The sequence below is a fragment of the Mesorhizobium mediterraneum genome (assembly GCF_002284565.1).
In the GTDB taxonomy this organism is placed as follows: Bacteria; Pseudomonadota; Alphaproteobacteria; order Rhizobiales; family Rhizobiaceae; genus Mesorhizobium; species Mesorhizobium mediterraneum.
Map to the genome: position 1 here is coordinate 197,252 of NZ_NPKI01000015.1, position 19,708 is coordinate 216,959.

Sequence of the window (19,708 nt, forward strand, 5' to 3'; positions counted from 1 at the left end):
AACGAATGAACCGCTAGCTCTATTCCGCCTCGTGATTTGACGAAGGCCGGACCATGCGCGTCAGCACCGCGTCCTTCAGCCAGAAATGATGGCGCAGCGCCGCGGCGATATGCAGGGCGACAAGTCCGATGCCAGCATAAGCGAGATACCAATGCGTTGAGATCCAGAAGCTTTCCGCCGTGTCCGATTCCACGAGTGGCAGGTCCGGCATGACGAACAGGTTGAACGGCACGCTCGGTATCTCCAGCATCGACACTGATACCAGCGCCCAGCCGGACAGAGGCAGCGCAAGCTGAAACGCGTAGAGCGCGAAATGAACGAGCGCCGCCGCCCGGCGCTCGAAGCGTCCGACTGAGCGTGGCAGCGCCGGCGCCGCATTGCCGAGCCGCCAGGCAATGCGCAGGATCACCAAGCCGAGCAGCAAGAAACCGAAAGATTTGTGCAGCTGGATCAGCTCGAAGGCGGTGCGCTGGCTGGACACCCGCATCATGACGAAGCCGAGCACGAACTGGCCGATGAAGATCGCGGCGATCAGCCAATGGAGGACGATCGCCGCCCAGCCATAGCGGGTGGTGTCGTTTGTGATCAATGCCGGCATGGTCGGTGAACGATTGCCGGACCGGCTTTCTTCCCGCCGCTTACCCCCACCCCTAACCCCTCCCCACAAGGGGGAGAGGGACGCTGCCGCGCGCCTTCTATTTATCGCTGGTGCCGAGACATCCGCTATTTGCCGTGGTCAGCGCCTACGAGAGTCCCCCTCCCCCTTGTGGGGAGGGGTTAGGGTGGGGGTACTTCCACATGCCTGCCTGGGCAGCTCTTATCCGCTCATCTTGAAGAAATCGACAAACGCCCTGAGTGCCGGCCGCATCTGGCGGCGGCTCGGGTAGTAGACGAAGAAACCGTCGAAGGGTTGGCACCAATCCTCCAGCACGCGAATGAGCCTGCCATCGGCAATCGCCTCGCGCACATAGTCCTCGAACAGAAAGGCAAGCCCGGCGCCATCGACCGCCGCATTGGCGATCAGATGATCCTCGTCGAGGATCAGTGGCCCTTGCACGGCGAGCTCGATTTCCTCGCCGCCCTTCTCGAATTCCCAGCGGTAGAGGATGCCGCTGGAGAAACGAAACCGGAGGCAGCGGTGGCCGGCGAGATCATTGGGATGCCGTGGCTCTGGCATGGTTCGGAAATAGGACGGCGCGCCAACCACGGCGCCGCGAATGTCGGGGCCGATGCGCACGGCGATCATGTCGCGCTGCAGGCTTTCGCCGAGCCGGACACCAGCGTCGAAGCCGCCTTCGACGACGTCGGTGAAGCGATCCTCGATGACGATCTCCAGCACGATGTCCGGATAGGCCGCGGCAAAGGCGCCGAGCCGTGGCGTCAGCGCCAGATGGGCCGCGGTGCGCGGCACGGTGAGCCTGAGATTGCCGGCCGGCCGGTCGCGCGCCTCGACCGCCGATTCCAGTGCAAGGTCGATCTCCGACAGCGCAGGGCGCAGACGCTCCAGCAATTGCGCGCCCTCCTCCGTCGGGGCGACGCTGCGCGTGCTGCGCGCCAGCAGGCGAACGCCGAGCCGCGCTTCCAGACTGGAGATCGCGTGGCTGACCGCCGAAGGCGCGACGGCGAGCTCCCTGGCCGCACCGCGAAAGCTGCCGCATTGGGCGACGGTTGCCAACACGGCGAGTTGGGAAAGATAGGTTCGGTTCATTGATCTATTCTTTAGAACAACCCGTGCGAATGAGAGCCGATTATCGAACGCGATGCAAGACGCTATTTCCGTCGCATCACAACAAGGAGACGCGTGATGCAAACCCGCAAGCTTGGAAATGAACTTGACGTCTATCCGGTCGGCCTCGGCTGCATGGGGATGAGCTTCGTCTATGGCGGTCAGCCTGAGGCCGACGCGATCGCCACGCTGCGCCGCGCCGTCGAGATCGGCGTCAATTTCTTCGACACGGCCGAAGTCTATGGCCCCTACGAGAACGAGACCCTGCTCGGCAAAGCGTTGAAGCCGGTGCGCGATCAGGTGACGATCGCGACAAAATTCGGCTTTAAGATTCTTGAGGAAGGCAACGGCGTCGAGCGCATGGCTGGCGTCGACAGCCGTCCCGAACACGTCAAGGCGGTCGCCGAAGCCTCGCTCCAGCGGCTGGGCGTCGAGGTGATCGATCTCTACTACCAGCATCGTGTCGATCCCAACGTGCCGATCGAGGATACGGTCGGCGCCATGGCCGAGCTGGTGCGCGAGGGCAAGGTGCGCGCGCTCGGCCTGTCGGAGGCTAGTGCGGCGACCATTCGCCGGGCGCATGCCGTGCATCCGATATCAGCCGTGCAGAGCGAATACTCGCTGTGGAGCCGCGATCCGGAAGAAGAGGTGTTTGCCGTCTGCCGCGAGCTCGGCATCGGCTTTGTCCCATACAGCCCGCTCGGCCGCGGCCTGCTGACCGGCACGATCGCCAAGCCCGAAGCCCTCGGCGCCGACGACTGGCGCCTCACCCTGCCGCGCTTCCAGGCCGACGCCATGGCCGCCAATGCGGCCGTTATCGCCACGCTGGAGAGGATGGCAACCGAGAAGGGCGTCACGCCGGCGCAACTGGCGCTCGCCTGGGTGCTGCATCAGGGCGATTTCATCGTGCCGATCCCCGGCGCGCGAAAAATCCGCCATCTGGAGCAGAACGCGGCAGCGGCACAGATCGCGCTGAGCGACACCGAGGTGGCTTCCATCGGCGACGCCCTGTCGCCAGAAAAGGTCGTCGGCAAGCGCTACACCGAAGCGGCGCTGGCGCTGGTCAACGGATAAACATCGACGTCAGAGACAACCGAGAGGGGCGCTGCGGCGTCCCTTTTTTCGAATACGGCGGTGCAGAAGATTGCGAGACGTTGGCGGGACAGCGCCCCCCTCTGTCCTGCCGGACATCTCCCCCACTTGGGGGGAGATTGGCAGCTTCGCCGTCCCGCTCAGCTTCCTGCGTTGGTAGTCGGCGAAAGCGGAGGAGATCCGATCTCCCCCCTTGTGGGGGAGATGTCCGGCAGGACAGAGGGGGGCGCTGTCCCGCCAATGTCTGCGGAGAATACTAGGCTCATCACGGCACAACAGTGATCGCCAGGTTCCCGCAAGCCGTCACGCTCTGAGCACGCCACCGGTCTGCTTGTGCACATTCTCGACGATGCGCTTGGCCAGCGCCTCGAAATCCTCGTCGGTCAGCGTCTTCTCCACCGGCTGGATCGACACCTCGATGGCGATCGATTTCTTGGCAGCACCCAGCGACGCCCCTTCGAACACGTCGAAGACCGAGACATTGGTGATCAGCTTCTTGTCGGCGGCAAGGGCGGCGCGGGTCAGCGTGGCGGCTTGGACCGCTTTGTCGACGACAAAGGCGAAATCGCGCTTGACCGCCTGGAAGGCGGACAGTTCCAGCTTCGGCTTTGTCCGCGTCGGCTTAGCCTTCGGCTCGGGCACGGCGTCGACGAAAACCTCGAAGCCGCAAAGCGGGCCGGAGACATCCAGCCCCTCCAGCGTCTTCGGATGGAATTCGCCGAATGTCCCCAAAATGACTTTAGGCCCGAGCCTGATCGTGCCGGAACGGCCGGGATGATACCAGGCCGGCCCGCCGGCCTCGATCTGCAGCCGCTCGACCGGCGCGCCGCAGGCTTCGAGCGCGGCGATCGCGTCGGCCTTGGCGTCGAACACACCGACCGGACCCGAATTGCCGGCCCAATTGCGGCCGGAGCCGTCGAGCTTGGCCGTGCCGCGCCGCACACCGGCAGCGACGCGTCGCTGCTGGTCGGCGCCGTCCCCTTCATAGGTGCCCGACACTTCGAACAGCGCGACATCGCCGATGCCCTTGTCGGCATTGCGCTGGGCGGCGGCGATCAGGCCCGGCAGCAGCGACGGCCGCATGTCCGACATGTCGGCGGCGATCGGATTGGCGAGCTTCAGCGCGGTCTGGCCGCCACCGAACAGTTCGGCATGTTTTGCCGGAATGAACGACCAGGTGACGGCCTCCATCATGCCGCGCACCGCCAGCGCCCGCTTGGCCGCCCGGGTGCGGATCTGCAGCACGGTCAGGATCTTGGCGTTGACGGCATCATGGGCGCCGAGCGGCTGCGGCGCGATATTGTCGACGCCATGGATGCGCATGACCTCTTCGACCAGGTCGGCCTTGCCGTCGACATCCGGCCGCCAGGACGGGACCGCCACATTGACGACATCGCCCGCGCCTTCCGGCTTGAAGCCGAGGCGGTTCAGGATGCCGAGGCTCTCGTCCCTCGGCACCTCGATGCCGGTCAGCCGCTTCACTTCCGACAGCGGGAAGGAAACGATCTTCTCGACATGGCCGGCATAGCCGACGACTTCGGTTTCGGTCGGCGTGCCGCCCAAGAAATCCAGCACCAGTCTGGTCGCCAGCTCCACGCCGGGCACCATGAATTCAGGGTCGACGCCGCGCTCGAAGCGGTAGCGCGCGTCGCTGATGATGCCGAGCGTCCTGCCGGTGCGGGCGGTGGTGATCGGGTCCCAAAGTGCCGATTCGATCAGCACGTCAGTGGTGTTCTCGTCGCAGCCGGAATGCTCGCCGCCCATTATGCCGGCGATCGACTCGACGCCGTCCTGGTCTGCTATCACGCACATATCAGGCGTCAGCGTGTATTCGCGGCCGTCGAGCGCCAGCACCTTTTCGCCGTCGCGCGCTCGGCGCACGACCAGGTTGCCGGCGACCTTGTTCGCGTCGAACACATGCAAGGGCCGGCCGCGGTCGAAGGTGACATAATTGGTGATGTCGACCAGCGCGCTGATCGGCCGCAGACCAATGGCGATCAGCCTTTGCTGCAGCCATTTCGGCGACGGGCCGTTCTTCACGCCGCGCACCAGGCGCAGCGCAAAACCGGGGCACAGCTCCGGCGCTTCGATCGTCACCTTGACCGGCGTCTCGCCCTTGCCGGGGATCGCCTCGACCGGCGCGCTCTTAAGTTGGCCGAGCCCGCTCGCCGCCAGATCGCGGGCGATGCCATAGACGCTGGTCGCATCCGGCCGGTTCGGCGTCAAATTGATCTCGATCAGCGGATCGTCGAGATGGGCATAGGCGGCGAAGCTGGTGCCGACCGGCGCATCTTCGGGCAGGTCGATGATGCCGCCATGCTCGTCAGAAAGCTCGAGCTCGCGCTCGGAGCACATCATGCCGTGGCTTTCGACGCCACGGATCTTGCCGACCGTCAGCGTCACGTCGATGCCGGGAACATAGGTGCCAGGCGCTGCAAAGGCGCCGATCAGGCCCGCGCGGGCGTTCGGCGCTCCACAGACAACCTGCACCGGCGGCCTGCCGTCGCCGGTGTCGACGGTCAGCACGCGCAGCCGGTCGGCGTCGGGATGCTGCACCGCCGTCAGCACCTTGGCGATGACGAAGGGTTTCAGGCTCGCCTTGTCGTCGACATGCTCGACTTCGAGGCCGATCGAGGTCAGCCGCTCGACGATTTCGGCCAGCGAGGCGTCGGTCTCGAGGTGGTCCTTGAGCCAGGAGAGAGTGAATTTCATGACTGTGTTCCGTCTGGTCTTTGCCCGTCAGGCCTGGGCACGCTGGTCTTCAGATGGCGCGGCAAGTCGTCCGGCATGTGCACGAAGGGAAGCTGCTCGCGTACATGGGCGTGGTGCATCGGCTTGAAATAGGCCGGCATGTCCATGGCGCCGAGCATAAAATAGATGTGGTCGGCCAGCCGCTCGTCGACATAGGCGATCGGCGAGCCGCAGACACCGCAAAAGGAGCGCGTCACCGACCCGTTCTCGAACATCTTCAGCGCCTTGCCCGTAAAGGCGACCTGCTCAGTCAGGAACCCGACGAAGGCCGACACCGGCGCGCCACTGGCCCGCCGGCAATCGCCGCAATGGCAATAGCTGACATGGTGCGGTTCGGCCGAAGCCTCGAACCGCACGGCGCCGCAGCGGCAGCCGCCGGTGTGGGCCGCTGTCATGCGCTCAAGCCTGCGAATAGCGTCGGCATGTCGAGCGGCCGGAAGCCGTAATGCGACAGCCAGCGCACATCGGCGTCGAAGAAGGCGCGCAGGTCCGGCATGCCGTATTTCAGCATGGCGATGCGGTCGATGCCCATGCCCCAGGCAAAGCCCTGATACTCGTCGGGATCGAGCCCGCCATATCTCAGCACATTGGGGTGAACCATGCCGCAACCGAGGATCTCCATCCAGTCGGAGCCTTCACCGAAGCGCACCTCGCCCGGCCGCGAACGGTCGCACTGGATGTCGACCTCCATGCTGGGTTCGGTGAACGGGAAGAAGGACGGCCGGAAGCGCATCTTGACCTGTGGCACCTCGAAGAAGGCCTTACAGAACTCCTCCAGCACCCATTTCATGTTGGCGACATTGGCTGTCTTGTCGATCACCAGACCCTCGACCTGATGGAACATCGGCGAGTGGGTGGCATCGGAATCCTGCCGGTAGGTTTTTCCGGGAATGACGATGCGGATCGGCGGCTTCTGCGCCTCCATGGTGCGGATCTGCACCGGCGAGGTGTGGGTGCGCAACAGCTTGCGCTCGCCCTTCTCGTCCGACTGGAAGAAGAAGGTGTCGTGCATCTCGCGCGCCGGATGGCCTTCCGGGAAATTCAGCGCGGTGAAATTGTAATAATCGGTCTCGATATCGGGACCTTCTGCGATGGCAAAGCCGAGATCGCCGAAGATCGCGGCGATCTCGTCGCTGACCTGGCTGATCGGATGGATACGACCGCGCTCGGCCGGCGATTGCCGCACCGGTAGCGTCACATCGACCTTTTCCGCCGCGAGCCTGGCTGCGATCGCCACGTCCTTCAGCTCGGCGCGGCGCGCTGTAAGCGCCTCGGTGACGCGGTTCTTGAGGCCGTTGATAGCCGGGCCTTTTATCTGGCGCTCTTCTGCGCTCATCGAGCCGAGCGTCTTCAGCATTTCTGAGACCGAGCCCTTCTTGCCGAGCGCTGAAACACGCACGGCTTCGATCGCCTGCTCGTCGGCGGCCGACGCAATGTCGGTCATCAGGGAATTTTCGAGAGTTTCCATGTCACTCATGTTTCAGACTCGATTGGAAGCAAAGAAAACCCGCGCCAGCCGTGCCAGCGCGGGTTCCCCAAAATCAGAATTGCGAATGCTTGGGAAGCGCTGGCTTAGGCGACAGCGCTTTCAAAAGCGTTCGGCGTGGTGTTCTTGAGGTATTCGAGCGCGACCTTCGCCTTAGCCACAAGTGCGGCAAATGCCTGCGGCTCGTGGATGGCCATATCCGACAGGATCTTGCGGTCGATCTCGATGCCGGCCTTGTTGAGGCCGTCGATGAAGCGGCCATAGGTCAGGCCATGCTCGTGGGTCGCGGCATTGATGCGCTGGATCCACAGAGCGCGGAACGAACGCTTGCGGTTCTTGCGGTCGCGGTAGGCATACTGCAGCGACTTTTCCACCGCCTGCTTGGCGATGCGGATGGTGTTCTTGCGACGGCCGTAGAAACCCTTGGCGGCTTTCAGGACCTTCTTGTGCTTGGCGTGCGAGGTGACGCCTCTTTTTACGCGTGCCATGTCATGATCTCCTTAAAACGCTGTCCAGACCGAATGCCTTAGAGGCCGTTCGGCAGAAAATTCTTGATGACCTTCTTGCCATCCGGTTCAGCCAGAACCATCGTGCCGCGGGCATTTCGAATGAACTTGTTGGAACGCTTGATCATGCCGTGACGCTTGCCGGCCGCAGCCGACAGGACTTTACCCGTACCTGTGATCTTGAACCGCTTCTTGGCGGCTGACTTGGTCTTCATCTTGGGCATTTTGCTACTCCGTTTATATGCGCATCATCGCGCTTTTTGTTCGCTTCAGGCCGACCAAAGCCCGAAAAGCAAATGAAACCGCCACGGCATGCCCTGCCGGGCGGTTTTTGGGAACGGCGGTCCTATACGTCAAAGCGGGCCGGCGCGCAACACCCAGTGCTCAGCAACACCAGCGCTCATGGGAAACGGAACAGCACCGGCAGTATGCCCGACTGTTGGGCGCCGTCGATCAACTCGAAAAACGGCAAGGCAACGAGGAACACCAATCCGTCCAGCAGCGTCGTGCGCAGCAGGCGCGGCTTGAAGCTGCCGGTGTCGCCTTCCTGATACAGCGAAAGCTTCGGGAAGAAGCGCGGCACCCGCGCCACATAGGCCTGGAATGGAGTGCCGAGGGCTTCCTTCAGGAACTTCTCCTCGCGCAGGATGACGACATGAAAGGCGGCGGCGCAAATCACCGCGAAGCCTACCGTCGCGGTGATCGAGCCCATCTGCGCGCCGACGCCGGCGGCAGCCATCGAGGAGAAGACATAGAGCGGATTGCGGGTAATCGAATAGGGTCCGCCGGTGACCACCTCGGAGGATTTGCGTCCGCCGATATAGAGCGTCGACCACAAGCGCCCGACAATGCCGAGAAAGATCAGCAGGATGCCGACCATTTCGATCGTTTCGTGCGGCACGCTTTCGGGAGGAAAGGCAGATTGGCCGAACAGCAGCGCCACGAACATGACGAGCACGAGCACGGCAAGCACCATCCTGCGCGCGTGCTGGTAGCTGCCCAGCGCACGCCTGGCCTGCACTTGTTCGGCCTGCGCCGATTTAACTTCATTGAGCATGTTGGGAATCCGATCGTCGAGGAACTTTGCCGGCGATCGCAGCGTCTGGCTAAGAAAACAGGCGCCCCGCCGATCGCCGGGACGCCTTTGCGGGATAATTCAGGCGGATTTAATGCATGTCGCCTCTTTGCCTGCCCATCCGTAGCTCAATACAGCCAGAACAGGACGGGAATTACACCGCTTTCCTGTCCGGACTCGATGAGTTCGAAAAACGGTATGGAAGCCAGGAACATCAAGCCATCGCGCAGCGTGTGATTGAAGACGCGCGGTGTGAAGGTGACCTCGGCCTGATCGCGAAAAAGCAAGGGATTGGGAAAAAACCGCGGCACCCGTGCGATGTAGTCCTTGTACGGCGCCCCGAGCACGGTGGTCAAATGCCGTTCCTCGCGCAGCGTGACGATGTAGAACGCGGCCGCGCACAAAACCGCCGACGCCACCGAGACGATCACGCTGCCGGTCTGGGCGCCGATGCCGGCGGCCGCTATGGTAGAGAAAAAATACAGCGGGTTGCGCATCACCGAATATGGACCGGTAGCAACCACTTCGGCCGACTTGCGGTTGCCGATATAGAGGATCGACCAGAGCCGGCCGCCGATCCCGATCAGTATCAGGGCGATCCCGTACTGCCCCTCTATGCGTTCGTGGGCTAGCTCATCGTGCGCGGAGCCGCCGAAGATCAGCAAAGCGCAAAAAACACCGATCAGCAGCGCCAGCAGAAGGCGCCGGCGCCGCTGATAGCGGCCCATTTCGTCGAACGACTTTTCGATCGGAGAACGTGCCGCAGCGGCCATGGAACAATCCTTTGCCGCGAGGACCGGCAACCAGGTTCCTTGTCGATGCAACTTGCGGAGAAATCATGGGCAACTTGCGGAGAAATCATGGCGAAGACAAAAACAAAAACAAAAGGCCGCCGAAGCGGCCTTTGCTTTGACGGGATCGCTTTTAGCGGGGCGCCAGCACCATCATCATCTGGCGGCCTTCGAGCTTCGGTTCCGCTTCGACCTTGGCGATGGGCGCCACTTCCTCGCGAACCTTGTTCAGAAGCTGCATGCCGAGTTCCATATGCGCCATCTCGCGGCCGCGAAAGCGCAATGTCAGCTTGACCTTGTCACCTTCCTCGAAAAACCGCCGGACCGCTTTCATCTTGGTCTCGTAATCATGGCTGTCGATGTTCGGGCGCATCTTGATCTCCTTGATCTCGATGACCTTCTGGTTCTTGCGCGCCTCGGCCGCCTTCTTCTGGTTGGCGTATTTCAGCTTGCCGAGATCGAGGATTTTTACGACGGGCGGCACCGCGTTGGGCGATATCTCGACCAGATCGAGCCCAGCCTCTTCGGCGAGCAGCAATGCGTCGTTGATGGAGACATCGCCGTGGTTCTGGCCTTCGGCGTCGATAAGCTGGACCCGGGGGACCCGGATGTCACGGTTGGAGCGCGGGCCCTCCTTGGTGGGCGCCGTTGCTTTGAAAGGTCTGCGAATGGTCGTGGTCTCCTTGAGCCGTTTCGTTCAGGATTTTCAGTTCAGATTTGTGAACGCGCCAATGTGGTGAGCGCGCGGCCGGAGTCAATAGCACAGCGTTCACAGGAAATCACCTGTTCCCTGACCGCAGCCTGCACCAAACGAAGAAACTTGCCGAGCGCTTTTCGTTGAACCGCCAGCCGTGCCAAAAGACCTGCCTGAGGAGTTAGCCATGACCGCACCGATTTTTCTCGACGTCGACGGAACCAGCATCGCTGTCAGGCGCGCTGCGGGTGCTGCACCAGGCATTGTCTGGCTCGGCGGCTACAAGTCGGACATGCTGGGCACCAAGGCCGAGAAGCTGTCGGAATGGGCGAGCGGGCAAGGTCGTGCTTTCCTGCGCCATGATTATTCCGGCCATGGCGAATCGGGTGGCGCCTTTGCCGACGGCACCATCTCGAAATGGCTTTCGCAGAGCCTCGCTGTCTTTCGCCATTTCACGCAAGGCAGGCAAATCCTGGTCGGCTCGTCGATGGGCGCATGGATCGCGCTGCGCATGGTTCAGGAATTGCACAAGGCAGGCGAGAACCGCATCGCCGGCCTGGTGCTTCTGGCTCCGGCGCCGGATTTCACCGCCGAGCTGGTCGAGCCGGCGCTGACCAAAGCGCAGAAGCGAGACCTTGCCAAAAAGGGTTTTTTCGAGGAGCCGTCGAACTATTCGGCCGAGCCTTACGTCTACACCCGAGCGCTGATCGAGGACGGCCGCAACAACCTGACAATGACCGGCCCGATCGACACCCATTGCCCCGTCCACATATTGCAAGGGCTGGCCGATGCCGACGTGCCGTCGAGCCATGCGCTGAAACTGGTCGGCCTGCTGCCGGCCGACGACGTCACGCTGTCGCTGATCCCCGACGGCGATCACCGCCTGTCGCGGCCGCAGGACCTCGACATGCTGGTGCGGGCGGTCGACGCCATGCTGCGGCAGGCGGGGTAGAGACATGCGTATTTCCATTCCGGTATCCGCCTTCGTCGCGGCGATCGTCGGCTTCGGCGGCACGCTGGCCATCGTCATCGCCGCTGCCAAGGCGGTCGGCGCGACGCAGGTCGAAACCGCGAGCTGGGTGACGGCGATCTGCCTCGCCATGGCGATCGAGAGCCTGTGGTTGTCATGGCGCACCAGGATGCCGGTCATCGCCGCATGGTCGACGCCGGGGGTGGCGCTGATCGCGGCATCGAGCGGCTTTTCAATCGGCGAGGCTGTCGGCGCCTTCATCGTCACCGGGATTTTGCTGATCGCCACGGGCCTGTTCAGGCCTTTGACCAAGCTGATCGCCAGGATACCGGCCTCGGTCGCGTCGGGAATGCTTGCCGGCATCGTCGTCACCTTCGCCATCAACGCGGTGAAGGCCATTCCCGCCGACCCGTGGCTGATCCTGCCGCTGATCGCCGCCTTCTTCGTCATCCGCCTGTTCAATCCGGCGCTCTCGGTGCTGGCGGTGCTGATCGGCGGCGGCGCTGCCGCCTTCCTCACCGGCCGGGTCGGTGGCCTGCCGACGCCGGAGCTTTCGACTTTGACGCTGATTGCGCCGCAGTTCACCGTCACGGCGATCATCGGCCTGGCGCTGCCGCTTTATCTGGTCACCATGGCCTCGCAGAACCTGTCCGGCCTCGCCGTGCTGAGGGCCGCGGGCTACCACCCAGACCCCGGCCCGCTGATCGGCGTCACCGGCCTGCTTTCGCTGCTGTCGGCGCCATTCGGGGCCTCGACCACCAATCTGGCGGCGATCTCAGCGGCGATCTGCACCGGCCCCGACGTGCATCCTGATCCGGGCGAGCGCTGGAAGACTGGTCCCTTCTACGCGCTTGCCTATCTCGTCTTCGCGATTTTCGGCGCCTCGCTAGTGGCGATCTTCGCCGTGCTGCCGCAGAGCCTGATCGTGCTGGTTGCCGGGCTGGCGCTGATGGCACCGCTCGCCAACGCGCTGTCGATCGCCTTGAAGGAAGACGGCGAGCGCATGGCCGCCACCGTCACTTTTGCCGTCACCGCCTCGGGGCTGACGCTGTTCGGCGTCGGCGCGGCGTTCTGGGGCCTGATTGCGGGCCTGGTCATCCTTTTCCTTGAAACTCTCAAAAAGCGATAATCATTTCAGCTGCTTGTCCGGTTTTGGCTGACACTGTCTTGAATCGCCGTTTTTCCCTTCCCATTTCGATTCCACGCAGCCGGGTTTGGCTGTCTCCAACTGAAGGATTGGGAGAAAATGAACACATCTGCATTGATCCGTCCGGCCTGGACGCCGGCAACCATCGCACTGATGGTGATCGGCTTCATGGTGTTCTGGCCGCTCGGCCTCGCCATGCTCGCCTACATCATCTGGGGCGACCGGCTTGAAGGCTTCAAGCGCGACGTCAACCGCGCCACCGACGGCATCTTCGCCGGCTGCCGCCGCAGTTCCGACAAAGCGGCGCGCTGGGGCCACGGCTCCGCCCGCACCGGCAACGTCGCTTTCGACGACTGGCGCGAAAAGGAACTCGAGCGGCTCAATGAAGAGCGCCGCAAGCTCGACGAGATGCTGAGCGAGTTCGACGAATATGCCAGGGAACTGCGTCGCGCCAAGGACCAGGAAGAGTTCGACCGCTTCATGGCGAACCGCAACAAGTCGACGTCGCCTACAACCGGTGGATCAACCGGCTCGACGGGGACCGGCAAACGCGGTGGCAAATCCACGCCAGGCCTACTGGACGAGTAAGGCACTTGCCCCGATAAATAATCAAAAAACGGCGTCGCGTCAGCGGCGCCGTTTCTTTTATGTTCTATTCGTTTTCCTCGAATCACGTATCGTCGCCCCATGTCATTCGGCTTCTTCCGCAACCTGACCAAACCCAGGCCCGCCCCCGTCGTGGAGCGAGAGCATTGTGTTGCCGGCCGCACGCTGCCGCTCAAGATCGTCGAGAGCGACCGGGCGCGGCGCCTGACGCTGCGCATCGATTCCGGCGGCCGTGGCTTGCGCATCACCGTGCCGCCGGGCTTGCGCCGTGGCGAAGTCGAAAAATTCCTGGACCGCCATCAGGACTGGCTGGAGCAGCGGCTGGCCAAGGTGCCCAACCGGCCGCAGGTGCGGCCCGGCATCAAGGTACCGGTGCGCGGCGTGCCGCATCGCATCGTTCATGAGCCTTCGAAACGCGGGACCGTCACGCTGTCGCGCGACGAGCGCGGTCCGCTGATGATCGTGCACGGCGATCGCGTGCACCTGCCGCGCCGCATCGCCGATTTCCTCAAGCGCGAAGCCAAGCGCGAGATCGAGGCGCTGGTGGTCAAGCATACCGGCGCGGTCGGCAAGCGCGCCAAGGCGATCCGCTTCAAGGACACGTCGAGCCGCTGGGGATCGTGCACCTCCGACGGCAATTTGTCCTTCTCCTGGCGCATCATGATGGCGCCATCGCCTGTTATAAACTATCTCGTCGCGCATGAGGTGGCGCATCTCAAGGAGATGAACCACGGCCCGAAATTCTGGAAATTGTGCGAGCAGCTTTGCCCCGACACCGAGCGCTGCAAGGATTGGCTCAAGCGCAATGGCGGCGCGCTGCAAGCGATCATGTTCGAGTAGATCGCCCGATCAATCGTCGTTGGCGGCGTTCAGCTCTTCGGGACGTAAGCCTTCGTCGGTATGGCGCGGCCATGGCAAGAAATTCTTCTCGAAGGCATCGTTGCTGAAATAGGCCAGCGCGCGATGTGCCTCGGCGCCGTTGAAGGCGGCCTTGTCCATCAGATGAGCGATGACCTCGTGGGCCTGGGCGATCTTTTGCCTGAGTTGGGCGACGGTTTGGTCTGCCATGCTTGTTTACTCCCGCCTGTACTGTCTGAAGTAAGGTAGCGCGTTCCGCGCTGGTGGCAAACATGCGCTTTTTCTCGACTCTTTTGCCGTTTCGTGCCAATCCCGCGCCATGGCGCTCGACATCAAGATATGCGGACTGAAGACCGACAAGGCATTGGCCGCGGCATTGGCCGGCGGCGCCAGCCATGTCGGCTTTATTCTCTTTGCCAAAAGCCCGCGCTATGTCGAGCCGGCGGAAGCCGGCCGCTTGCGCGAAGCGGCAATCGGCAAGGCCAAGGCGGTTGCCGTGACGGTCGACGCCAGCGACGCGTTTTTGAATGAAATCGTCGGGAAAATGCGCCCGGACATGCTGCAGCTGCATGGTTCGGAAACGCCCGAGCGGGTGGTCGAGTTGAAGGCGCGCTATGGCCTGCCGGTGATGAAGGCGCTGTCGGTCAGCGAGGCTGTCGATCTGAAGCGGATAAAACCCTTCATCGGCGTTGCCGACCGCTTCCTGTTCGACGCCAAGCCGCCTAAGGGTTCGGAACTGCCGGGCGGCAACGGCGTTGCCTTCGACTGGCGCATTCTGGCCGGCCTTGACGCAGGCGTCGATTACATGCTTTCCGGTGGGATCAACGCCGCCAATATCGGCGATGCTCTTCGGCTTGCCAACCCGTCCGGATTAGACATTTCCTCGGGCGTGGAAAGCGCGCCGGGCGTCAAGGATCCGGCGCTGATCGAACAGTTTTTCCGGGCCGTCAGGGCAGCACGCGACAACCGCGCCGCCTGAGGATAGAACCCGGAGCATGTCCCGGAAACGTGGAAACCGGTCGACAAGGACATGCTCCAAACAAGAAGTAGGAGATCGGCGATGAACAAGCCGACGATACCCAATTCCTTCCGCACCGGACCCGACGAACAGGGTATGTTCGGCATCTTCGGCGGTCGTTTCGTTGCCGAAACGCTGATGCCGCTGATCCTCGACCTGGAACGGCACTGGAACGAGGTCAAGGACGATCCGGATTTCAAGGCTGAGCTGACTGACCTTTCGACCCACTATGCCGGCCGGCCGTCGAAGCTTTATTTCGCCGAAGGCCTGACCAGGCATCTTCGTGAGGTTTCCGCGGCGAAGGGCCTCGGCGGCGGTGCGAAAGTCTATTTCAAGCGCGAGGATTTGAACCACACCGGCTCGCACAAGATCAACAACTGCCTTGGCCAGATCCTGCTGGCCAAGCGCATGGGCAAGAAGCGCATCATCGCCGAGACCGGCGCCGGCCAGCACGGCGTGGCGTCGGCCACGGTGGCGGCGCGTTTCGGGTTTCCTTGCGTCGTCTATATGGGCGCAACCGACGTCGCCCGGCAAAGCCCGAACGTCTTCCGGATGAAGCTGCTCGGCGCCGAGGTGCGGCCGGTGACAGCAGGCCACGGCACGCTCAAGGACGCCATGAACGAGGCCCTGCGCGACTGGGTGACCAATGTCGAGGACACCTATTACCTGATCGGCACCGCCGCCGGCCCGCACCCCTATCCGGAGCTGGTGCGCGACTTCCAGTCGGTGATCGGCACCGAGGCGCGCGCGCAGATCCTCGAGCAGGAAGGCCGGCTGCCGGACACCATTATCGCCTGCGTCGGCGGCGGCTCGAACGCCATCGGCCTGTTCCATCCCTTCCTCGACGACAAAGAGGTTCGCATCATCGGCATCGAGGCCGGCGGCCGCGGCCTCGACGGCATCGAGCATTGCGCCTCGATGAGCGCCGGCGCGCCCGGCGTGCTGCACGGCAACCGCACCTATCTCCTGCAGAACGCCGACGGGCAGATCATGGACGGGCATTCGATCTCGGCCGGCCTCGATTATCCGGGCGTCGGGCCGGAGCATTCCTGGCTGCGCGACTCAGGCCGCGTCGACTATGTGCCTGTTCTCGACGATGAGGCGCTGGAGGCGTTCCAGCTGACGACGCGCGTCGAAGGCATCATTCCGGCGCTCGAATCCGCGCATGCCATCGCGCATGCGGTGAAGATCGTGCCCGCCATGGACAAGGACCAGATCGTCATCGTCAACCTGTCCGGCCGCGGCGACAAGGACGTGCATACGGTGGCCAATATGCTGGGCATGGAGATCTGATCATGACCACCCGCATCGACCGCCGCATGGCCAAGCTGAAGGCCGAAGGCCGCCCGGCGCTCGTCACCTATTTCATGGGCGGCGACCCGGACTACGACACCTCCCTGTCGATCATGAAAGCGCTGCCCGGCGCCGGCAGTGACATCATCGAGCTTGGCATGCCGTTTTCCGATCCGATGGCCGACGGCCCGGCAATCCAGGCGGCCGGCCTGCGCGCGCTAAAAGGCGGCCAGACGCTGGTCAAGACGCTGAAGATGGCGTCGGAATTCCGCGCCGGAGACAATGAAACGCCGATCGTTTTGATGGGCTACTACAATCCGATCTACATCCACGGCGTCGACCGCTTCCTGAGCGACGCGCTGGCCAGCGGCATCGATGGGCTGATCGTCGTCGACCTGCCGCCGGAAATGGATGAGGAGCTGTGCATTCCGGCACTGAAGGCCGGCATCAATTTCATCCGGCTGGCGACGCCGACCACCGACGACAAGCGCCTGCCCAAGGTGCTGCAGAACACCTCCGGCTTCGTCTACTACGTGTCGATGACCGGCATCACCGGCTCAGCACTTGCCGACACCGGCAAGGTGGCGGCAGCGGTCACGCGCATCAAGGGCCATACCGACCTGCCGGTCTGCGTCGGCTTCGGCGTCAAGACCGCCGAGCAGGCGCGCGTGATCGGCGCCAATGCCGATGGCGTCGTCGTCGGCACCGCGATCGTCAATGCGGTCGCCAATGTTCTGGGGCCGAAGGGCGAAAAAACCGCCGACCCGGCCGAGGCGGTCGCCACGCTGGTCAGCGGGCTTTCGCAAGGCGTGCGCGCGGCTCGCCTTGCTGCCGCCGAATAGTCTTCCTACGTCTTCGTCAGGACAGGAGCCGAAGCGATGAACTGGATCACCAACTACGTTCGCCCGAAGATCAATTCGATGCTCGGCCGGCGCACCGATATGCCCGAGAATCTCTGGATCAAGGATCCGGAGACCGGCGAGATGGTCTTCCACAAGGATCTGGAGCAGAACCAGTTCGTCATCCCGTCCTCCGGCCACCACATGAAGATCTCGGCCAAGGAGCGGCTGAAATTCTTCTTCGACGACGGCAAGTACGAGACGCTCGAAAACCCCAAGGTCGTGCAGGACCCGCTGAAGTTCCGCGACGAGAAGCGCTACACCGACCGGCTGAAGGACGCCAAGGCCAAGACCGGCCTGGAGGACGCGATCATCAATGCGCTGGGCACCGTCGAAGGCCTGCCGGTGGTGGTGACCGTGCAGGACTTCGCCTTCATGGGCGGCTCGCTCGGCATGGCCGCCGGCGACGCCATTGTTCGTGGCTTCGAGGTCGCCTTGCAACGCAAGCGGCCGCTGATCCTGTTCGCGGCCTCCGGCGGCGCCCGCATGCAGGAAGGCATCCTGTCGCTGATGCAATTGCCGAGGACCACGATCGGCGTCGATCGGCTGAAAGAAGCCGGTCTTCCCTATATCGTCGTTCTGACCAACCCGACCACCGGCGGTGTCACCGCCTCCTATGCCATGCTCGGCGACGTGCACATCGCCGAGCCCGGCGCGCTGATCGGCTTTGCCGGGCCGCGCGTCATCGAGCAGACCATCAGGGAAAAGCTGCCCGACGGCTTCCAGCGCTCCGAGTATCTGATGGAGCACGGCATGGTCGACATGGTGGTGTCGAGGCTGGAGATGCGCCAGACGATCGCGCGGCTCCTGAAGATGCTGCTCAAGCTGCCGGAAGAGCAAAAGCCGCTGGAACCGGAAATCCTGCCGCCAGTAGCGATCCCGGCGGAAGCACGCCCGCAAGCCTGACGCGACATCCTTCGTCGCGAACCGCGATTGCGCGCCATCTGTGGCGCGCCTAGGATTCTCCCATGACCACGCTTGCCGCCGACCGCGAAATCGAAAGCCTGATGTCGCTTCATCCGAAGGGCTTCGATCTTTCGCTCGACCGCATTTCGCGGCTGCTGGAGCGGCTGGGCAATCCGCAGGACCATCTGCCGCCGGTCATCCACATCGCCGGCACCAACGGCAAGGGCTCCTGCGCCGCGTTTTCGCGGGCGCTGCTCGAAGCGTCCGGCCACCGCGTCCATGTCCACACATCGCCTCATTTGGTGAACTGGCATGAGCGCTACCGGCTGGCCGCCGACGGCGGCGGCAGGCTGGTCGGGGACAAAATCTTTGCCGACGCCATCGCCCGGGTCGCCAAGGCCAATGAAGGCCAGAAGATCACCGTCTTCGAAATCCTCACCGCGGTCACCTTCCTGCTGTTTTCCGAACATCCGGCGGATGCCGTCATCATCGAGGTCGGCCTCGGCGGCCGCTTCGACGCCACCAATGTCATCACCGAGCCGGCAGTGTCGGTGATCATGCCGGTCTCGCTCGATCACGAATCCTTTCTCGGCGACCGTGTCGAACTGATCGCCGCCGAAAAGGCCGGCATCATCAAGCGCGGTTGCCCGGTGGTCATCGGTGCGCAGGAAAGCGAGACGGCGCTTCAGGTGCTTATCGAAACCGCCGAGCGGCTCGACTGTCCCGCCTTCGTCTATGGCCAGGATTTCCTCGCCTTCGAGGAAAACGGCCGCATGGTTTATCAGGACGAAGACGGATTGATGGACCTGTCGCCACCGCGCCTGCCGGGTCGCCACCAGTTCGCCAATGCGGCGGCGGCAATTGCGGCGGTCAAGGCAGCGGGCTTCGAGATCAGCCATCGCGTCGCCGACAAGGCGATGGCCAATGTCGCCTGGCCGGGGCGGATGCAGAAATTGCCGCAAGGCAGGCTGACGGAACTGGCGCCGAAGGGCGCCGACATCTGGCTCGACGGCGGCCATAATCCGGGCGCCGGCGTGGTCGTCGCCGAGGCGCTGGCCGAGCAGGAGGAAAAGAACCCGCGGCCGCTGTTCCTGATTTCCGGCATGATCAACACCAAGGACCAGAGCGGTTATTTCAGCGCCTTCAAGGGCTTGGTGCGGCATGTCTACACGGTGCCGGTGAGCCTCAGCGAGGCCAGCGTGCCGAATGACGAACTGGCGGTCCGCGCCGTCGAGGCCGGCCTGTCGGCCGAACCGGTGAGTTCTGTCGCCAATGCGCTGATGCTGCTGCGCGATACCTGGGACGGACCGCCGCCGCGCATCCTGATCAGCGGTTCGCTCTATCTGGCCGGCGCGGTGCTGGCCGAAAACGGCACGCCGCCGGTTTGAGGCTCTGGTTCACCAGGCCATGATGACGGACTTCGTCAAATCACCACGAGGAGTCAGCCATGATCAACGTAAAGCAGCTCGCTCACGTTTGCATCTTCGCAGATGATCTCGAAGTGACGCGAAGCTTCTATCGGGACGTCCTCGGCATGGACACCCAGTTCAACTTCCTGCGCGACGGCAAGATTTTCGGTTTCTACCTTAATTGCGGCAGCCGCAGCCACGTCGAGGTGTTCCAGAAAGACAGGGCCAGCTATAGCGACTTGAACCAGATCAACCACTTCTGCCTTGAAGTGGAAAACCTTGACGCCGCGATCGCCCACGTAAGAGCGAAAGGCGTTGAAGTCACGTCAAAGAAACACGCATGCGATGATACCTACCAGGCGTGGATTCGCGACCCTAACAACGTGAAGATAGAACTGTTTGAATACACTGAGAAAAGTGCGCAGTTCGTCGGAGGCGATCGTATCGCGGATTGGTGATCGCCTCACGCCTATGGCGGAGA

The 19,708-nt window shown here is 63.1% G+C and carries 22 protein-coding genes; 11 read left to right on the top strand and 11 right to left on the bottom strand.

Annotated elements, in window-relative coordinates:
- Positions 1-19: 19 nt before the first annotated feature.
- Complete coding sequence (locus tag CIT25_RS10300) at positions 20-598, bottom strand: cytochrome b (RefSeq protein WP_095484444.1); 579 nt, start codon at positions 596-598, stop codon at positions 20-22.
- A 219-nt stretch (positions 599-817) separates the two neighbouring features.
- On the bottom strand, positions 818-1,708 hold the full coding sequence (locus CIT25_RS10305; RefSeq protein ID WP_095484445.1) for a LysR family transcriptional regulator: 891 nt from the start codon (positions 1,706-1,708) through the stop codon (positions 818-820).
- 96 nt (positions 1,709-1,804) lie between these two features.
- Here CIT25_RS10305 and CIT25_RS10310 point away from each other — a divergent pair, with 96 nt between their 5' ends.
- Positions 1,805-2,800 carry an aldo/keto reductase gene (locus tag CIT25_RS10310; protein WP_095484446.1) on the top strand — a complete coding sequence of 332 codons (996 nt, stop codon included), beginning with the start codon at positions 1,805-1,807 and terminating at the stop codon, positions 2,798-2,800.
- A gap of 321 nt (positions 2,801-3,121) precedes the next feature.
- Here CIT25_RS10310 and pheT read toward each other — a convergent pair whose 3' ends face one another.
- The 8 genes from pheT to infC all read right to left on the bottom strand — a co-directional run bounded on the left by pheT (position 3,122) and on the right by infC (position 10,097).
- The gene (gene pheT / locus CIT25_RS10320) at positions 3,122-5,530 is read right to left on the bottom strand and encodes a phenylalanine--tRNA ligase subunit beta (protein WP_095484448.1); all 2,409 of its coding nucleotides are present in this window, start codon (positions 5,528-5,530) and stop codon (positions 3,122-3,124) included.
- Positions 5,527-5,964 (bottom strand): GFA family protein, encoded by a 438-nt coding sequence (locus CIT25_RS10325; protein WP_095484449.1) that lies wholly within the window; start codon positions 5,962-5,964, stop codon positions 5,527-5,529. The genes pheT and CIT25_RS10325 overlap by 4 nt, the downstream gene beginning before the upstream one ends.
- Positions 5,961-7,046, bottom strand: a complete 1,086-nt coding sequence (gene pheS / locus CIT25_RS10330) for a phenylalanine--tRNA ligase subunit alpha (protein ID WP_095484450.1) — start codon at positions 7,044-7,046, stop codon at positions 5,961-5,963. The genes CIT25_RS10325 and pheS overlap by 4 nt, the downstream gene beginning before the upstream one ends.
- Positions 7,047-7,141: 95 nt before the next feature.
- A complete protein-coding gene (gene rplT, locus CIT25_RS10335) occupies positions 7,142-7,543 on the bottom strand; it encodes a 50S ribosomal protein L20 (protein ID WP_006201247.1) in 402 nt (133 codons plus the stop codon).
- A 38-nt stretch (positions 7,544-7,581) separates the two neighbouring features.
- Complete coding sequence (gene rpmI, locus CIT25_RS10340; RefSeq protein WP_006201248.1) at positions 7,582-7,785, bottom strand: 50S ribosomal protein L35; 204 nt, start codon at positions 7,783-7,785, stop codon at positions 7,582-7,584.
- 176 nt (positions 7,786-7,961) lie between these two features.
- The gene (locus CIT25_RS10345) at positions 7,962-8,618 is read right to left on the bottom strand and encodes a methyltransferase family protein (RefSeq protein ID WP_095484451.1); all 657 of its coding nucleotides are present in this window, start codon (positions 8,616-8,618) and stop codon (positions 7,962-7,964) included.
- A 146-nt stretch (positions 8,619-8,764) separates the two neighbouring features.
- Positions 8,765-9,409, bottom strand: coding sequence for a methyltransferase family protein (locus CIT25_RS10350; RefSeq protein ID WP_095484452.1), 645 nt, complete (start codon positions 9,407-9,409; stop codon positions 8,765-8,767).
- 151 nt (positions 9,410-9,560) lie between these two features.
- Entirely contained in the window at positions 9,561-10,097 is a 537-nt protein-coding gene (gene infC / locus CIT25_RS10355; RefSeq protein ID WP_095484453.1) for a translation initiation factor IF-3, read from the bottom strand.
- Positions 10,098-10,308: 211 nt separating this feature from the next.
- Here infC and CIT25_RS10360 point away from each other — a divergent pair, with 211 nt between their 5' ends.
- The 4 genes from CIT25_RS10360 (at position 10,309) to CIT25_RS10375 (ending at position 13,684) form a co-directional block, all read left to right on the top strand.
- On the top strand, positions 10,309-11,073 hold the full coding sequence (locus CIT25_RS10360) for an alpha/beta hydrolase (protein ID WP_095484454.1): 765 nt from the start codon (positions 10,309-10,311) through the stop codon (positions 11,071-11,073).
- Positions 11,074-11,077: 4 nt separating this feature from the next.
- Entirely contained in the window at positions 11,078-12,220 is a 1,143-nt protein-coding gene (locus CIT25_RS10365) for a benzoate/H(+) symporter BenE family transporter (protein WP_095484455.1), read from the top strand.
- 117 nt (positions 12,221-12,337) lie between these two features.
- Entirely contained in the window at positions 12,338-12,826 is a 489-nt protein-coding gene (locus tag CIT25_RS10370; protein WP_095484456.1) for a DUF2852 domain-containing protein, read from the top strand.
- A gap of 99 nt (positions 12,827-12,925) precedes the next feature.
- Positions 12,926-13,684 carry a M48 family metallopeptidase gene (locus tag CIT25_RS10375; RefSeq protein ID WP_095484457.1) on the top strand — a complete coding sequence of 253 codons (759 nt, stop codon included), beginning with the start codon at positions 12,926-12,928 and terminating at the stop codon, positions 13,682-13,684.
- A 9-nt stretch (positions 13,685-13,693) separates the two neighbouring features.
- Here CIT25_RS10375 and CIT25_RS10380 read toward each other — a convergent pair whose 3' ends face one another.
- Entirely contained in the window at positions 13,694-13,912 is a 219-nt protein-coding gene (locus tag CIT25_RS10380; RefSeq protein WP_095484458.1) for a hypothetical protein, read from the bottom strand.
- A 109-nt stretch (positions 13,913-14,021) separates the two neighbouring features.
- Between CIT25_RS10380 and CIT25_RS10385 the strand changes: the two genes are divergently transcribed.
- The 6 genes from CIT25_RS10385 (at position 14,022) to CIT25_RS10410 (ending at position 19,685) form a co-directional block, all read left to right on the top strand.
- Positions 14,022-14,681, top strand: a complete 660-nt coding sequence (locus tag CIT25_RS10385) for a phosphoribosylanthranilate isomerase (protein WP_095484459.1) — start codon at positions 14,022-14,024, stop codon at positions 14,679-14,681.
- A gap of 81 nt (positions 14,682-14,762) precedes the next feature.
- Positions 14,763-16,013 (top strand): tryptophan synthase subunit beta, encoded by a 1,251-nt coding sequence (trpB, locus tag CIT25_RS10390; protein ID WP_095484460.1) that lies wholly within the window; start codon positions 14,763-14,765, stop codon positions 16,011-16,013.
- 2 nt (positions 16,014-16,015) lie between these two features.
- Complete coding sequence (gene trpA, locus CIT25_RS10395) at positions 16,016-16,855, top strand: tryptophan synthase subunit alpha (RefSeq protein WP_095484461.1); 840 nt, start codon at positions 16,016-16,018, stop codon at positions 16,853-16,855.
- Between the two features lie 36 nt (positions 16,856-16,891).
- Positions 16,892-17,818 carry an acetyl-CoA carboxylase, carboxyltransferase subunit beta gene (gene accD / locus CIT25_RS10400; RefSeq protein ID WP_095484462.1) on the top strand — a complete coding sequence of 309 codons (927 nt, stop codon included), beginning with the start codon at positions 16,892-16,894 and terminating at the stop codon, positions 17,816-17,818.
- Positions 17,819-17,880: 62 nt separating this feature from the next.
- The gene (locus CIT25_RS10405) at positions 17,881-19,206 is read left to right on the top strand and encodes a bifunctional folylpolyglutamate synthase/dihydrofolate synthase (RefSeq protein ID WP_095484463.1); all 1,326 of its coding nucleotides are present in this window, start codon (positions 17,881-17,883) and stop codon (positions 19,204-19,206) included.
- A 59-nt stretch (positions 19,207-19,265) separates the two neighbouring features.
- Entirely contained in the window at positions 19,266-19,685 is a 420-nt protein-coding gene (locus tag CIT25_RS10410) for a VOC family protein (protein ID WP_095484464.1), read from the top strand.
- Positions 19,686-19,708 lie beyond the last annotated feature (23 nt).

Bases quoted from the DNA above. Each gene is read 5' to 3' on its own strand.
- CIT25_RS10300 (WP_095484444.1), bottom strand. From the start codon at position 598: ATGCCGGCATTGATCACAAACGACACCACCCGCTATGGCTGGGCGGCG.
- CIT25_RS10375 (WP_095484457.1), top strand. From the start codon at position 12,926: ATGTCATTCGGCTTCTTCCGCAACCTGACCAAACCCAGGCCCGCCCCC.
- CIT25_RS10385 (WP_095484459.1), top strand. From the start codon at position 14,022: ATGGCGCTCGACATCAAGATATGCGGACTGAAGACCGACAAGGCATTG.
- rplT (WP_006201247.1), bottom strand. From the start codon at position 7,543: ATGGCACGCGTAAAAAGAGGCGTCACCTCGCACGCCAAGCACAAGAAG.
- rpmI (WP_006201248.1), bottom strand. From the start codon at position 7,785: ATGCCCAAGATGAAGACCAAGTCAGCCGCCAAGAAGCGGTTCAAGATC.
- CIT25_RS10350 (WP_095484452.1), bottom strand. From the start codon at position 9,409: ATGGCCGCTGCGGCACGTTCTCCGATCGAAAAGTCGTTCGACGAAATG.
- CIT25_RS10405 (WP_095484463.1), top strand. From the start codon at position 17,881: ATGACCACGCTTGCCGCCGACCGCGAAATCGAAAGCCTGATGTCGCTT.
- CIT25_RS10365 (WP_095484455.1), top strand. From the start codon at position 11,078: ATGCGTATTTCCATTCCGGTATCCGCCTTCGTCGCGGCGATCGTCGGC.
- CIT25_RS10360 (WP_095484454.1), top strand. From the start codon at position 10,309: ATGACCGCACCGATTTTTCTCGACGTCGACGGAACCAGCATCGCTGTC.
- CIT25_RS10345 (WP_095484451.1), bottom strand. From the start codon at position 8,618: ATGCTCAATGAAGTTAAATCGGCGCAGGCCGAACAAGTGCAGGCCAGG.
- trpB (WP_095484460.1), top strand. From the start codon at position 14,763: ATGAACAAGCCGACGATACCCAATTCCTTCCGCACCGGACCCGACGAA.
- CIT25_RS10305 (WP_095484445.1), bottom strand. From the start codon at position 1,708: ATGAACCGAACCTATCTTTCCCAACTCGCCGTGTTGGCAACCGTCGCC.
- CIT25_RS10310 (WP_095484446.1), top strand. From the start codon at position 1,805: ATGCAAACCCGCAAGCTTGGAAATGAACTTGACGTCTATCCGGTCGGC.
- pheS (WP_095484450.1), bottom strand. From the start codon at position 7,046: ATGAGTGACATGGAAACTCTCGAAAATTCCCTGATGACCGACATTGCG.
- accD (WP_095484462.1), top strand. From the start codon at position 16,892: ATGAACTGGATCACCAACTACGTTCGCCCGAAGATCAATTCGATGCTC.
- CIT25_RS10325 (WP_095484449.1), bottom strand. From the start codon at position 5,964: ATGACAGCGGCCCACACCGGCGGCTGCCGCTGCGGCGCCGTGCGGTTC.
- CIT25_RS10380 (WP_095484458.1), bottom strand. From the start codon at position 13,912: ATGGCAGACCAAACCGTCGCCCAACTCAGGCAAAAGATCGCCCAGGCC.
- pheT (WP_095484448.1), bottom strand. From the start codon at position 5,530: ATGAAATTCACTCTCTCCTGGCTCAAGGACCACCTCGAGACCGACGCC.
- CIT25_RS10370 (WP_095484456.1), top strand. From the start codon at position 12,338: ATGAACACATCTGCATTGATCCGTCCGGCCTGGACGCCGGCAACCATC.
- trpA (WP_095484461.1), top strand. From the start codon at position 16,016: ATGACCACCCGCATCGACCGCCGCATGGCCAAGCTGAAGGCCGAAGGC.
- CIT25_RS10410 (WP_095484464.1), top strand. From the start codon at position 19,266: ATGATCAACGTAAAGCAGCTCGCTCACGTTTGCATCTTCGCAGATGAT.